The organism is Helicobacter rappini, assembly GCF_900198625.1.
GTDB lineage: Bacteria > Campylobacterota > Campylobacteria > Campylobacterales > Helicobacteraceae > Helicobacter_A > Helicobacter_A rappini.
The window spans coordinates 1-2,174 of the sequence record NZ_FZPK01000058.1; the positions used below are offsets into that span (position 1 = coordinate 1).

At 32.4% G+C, this 2,174-nt stretch carries 3 protein-coding genes; all 3 read right to left on the reverse strand.

Going from position 1 to position 2,174, the window contains the following annotated elements; all coding sequences use genetic code 11:
- Positions 1 to 668: hypothetical protein (locus tag C6H17_RS10340; RefSeq protein ID WP_233714116.1), on the reverse strand; the 668-nt coding region annotated here is incomplete at its 3' end.
- On the reverse strand, positions 655 to 1,599 hold the full coding sequence (locus C6H17_RS13090; RefSeq protein WP_005220034.1) for a hypothetical protein: 945 nt from the start codon (positions 1,597 to 1,599) through the stop codon (positions 655 to 657). The genes C6H17_RS13090 and C6H17_RS10340, both read right to left, overlap by 14 nt.
- Positions 1,586 to 2,174 (reverse strand): hypothetical protein (locus C6H17_RS10350; protein WP_104731433.1); only part of this gene is annotated, 589 nt, incomplete at its 5' end. The genes C6H17_RS13090 and C6H17_RS10350, both read right to left, overlap by 14 nt.

Genomic DNA, 2,174 nt, shown 5'->3' on the forward strand with positions numbered 1-2,174 from the left:
GTTTTGTCGATTAGGTTGTCTTGATAAAAAGTGCCAAAAAACCTATAATCCCACATATCCCCAACCTCTATATTATCTTGCGTTAAAAGTATTTGATACGTCTTGGGATTGTTAAAAATTTTTGCAAAAAGGTTCTTATCATTTGCTAAAAGATATTGGGTTATATCATATAATCCTTGATAATATATTTCAACAATTTGAGAATCTATACAAAGAAGAGTATCCGTACCATTTAGTGCATTATCTACACATTGTTGTATATCTATGCTATCCCTTTGTTTCATTGCTTCTTTTGCTATCCTTTTTATCTCTTGTTTTTTATCTTTTGGTGTATGTTGCATTATGAGATGATAATAGCTAGTAAAGAAATTATCGTATAAAATTATAGAGGTAAAGCCTCTAAACCATTCATCGGCTTTAGAGCATATCTCTAATTCTATATCATTAAGCCTAGATTCATTATCACACTTAAAACTTGGCTGATTGCATTGTCCTTTTTCATCACAACGCCATTCATATACGATTTTATGTCCTATTTTGTATAATTCACTTTTTTCATCAAGTGGCACAGACAAATCATAAGAGGCATTGGGAGATTCTTGACAGAAGACATAAGTTGTAATGAGACACATATATACAAAATGCCTGAATCTATCATTTAAAATCACTAAATATTCCTTTCTTAAGATTCTCATTGCTTTCAATCAATTTTGTCAAGTCTGTTGTTGCACTCCTTAGCTGTGCTTGAGTTATATTGTATGTGCCAAAGCGTATTCTATTAAATGCATCCTGCCTACCCTCTATATTTTCTTTGCCTGCATTTACTTTGTATGTTATAGAATCCAAAGATTTATTGATGCTTATATGAAGAGTATGGGTTCCGCCTCTTATGTTTTTTTTGATTTTCTTGCGGTTATTTGTGTAATCCTTTGTTTGATAGGTATCTGCTAGGGCATATAGCTTATGATGATTCCAAAAATACACCGCTGCACGCAATGATTGCAATGCTTCATTTTTTAAAATAAGAGGATTTTTAAAGAAATAATCCTTGTCTGCTATATTCCATTTTTGCTTTGTGGCATACTCACCAAATTTCTTATAATTTTCTTTCCAAGTCAAATGTATCAATCCTTTACCACGATATTTATAGCCATCACCTTGTGTTTGGTCTGTGAGATTTGGGTCATAGGGAGCATTGCCATATTTGCCACCATACACTTTATTAGCTATAATCACATCTTTAGCCTTTTTATCACTCCTCTTATTCACTATATGATTAGCTATCGCTTGAGCGATGAGTATAAAAGCCCTGTTAGATTCTGTGCTGTATGGAATCTCATAGTTTGCACCTTGTGCTAGAGAGATTGCAGCATGTTTAAAAGCTAATTGGATTGTGGGATAGGATTGGTATTTTTTAAAAGATTCTATAAGCCCTATGGGGGAGTAGGCTTTTTTAGAATCAAATTTCTTTTTAGATTCTATCCCCAGTGTTTTTTCTATCTCTGTGGTATTAGTCTTTTGATTTATTGCTCCATTGATTTTAGGTAGAGCGTTGATAGAGGTGTTTGCGTGGCTTTTAGATTCACTATTTTGTATCACTAGAATCTACCCTTATAATTAATTTGCCTGTTTCATCGATTAGGTTGTCTTGGTAGAGGGCAGTAAGTAGGATTATAAATTTTTCCCCATCTATTAATGTTCCATTTCTTTCTTTTTCTCTTTCTGTGAGCAATTCATCTTGCTCACGATTAAAGAGATCGTTATATTTCTTTTTATTTATAAAAATTCGCATAAATGGTTCATTATTATTATCTAATAAATATTGTGTTAATTCTAGTGTTCCTTGCATATATACTTGTTCTATGTCATACAATATCCCCAAATATGGGTCTTCCAAGCCCCTGCCATAAACATTTAATATATTATTTGCTTCCTCATCGCCATTATCAGCCTGTTTCTCAATCTCACTAATATATTTATCAATGGATTGTATCACTAGCCCTATTTTATTTCTGTTATCCATAGTTTGTTGTATTATTGCTTGAACTTTTGGCTTATCGCTATCCTTTATATTTTGCATTATCAGAGTATAATAACTCATAAAGAAATTATCAGAATAGGCATTATATTCTTGCTCACACATAAATGATTCCGCCCTGTTAGTTGCCATATTG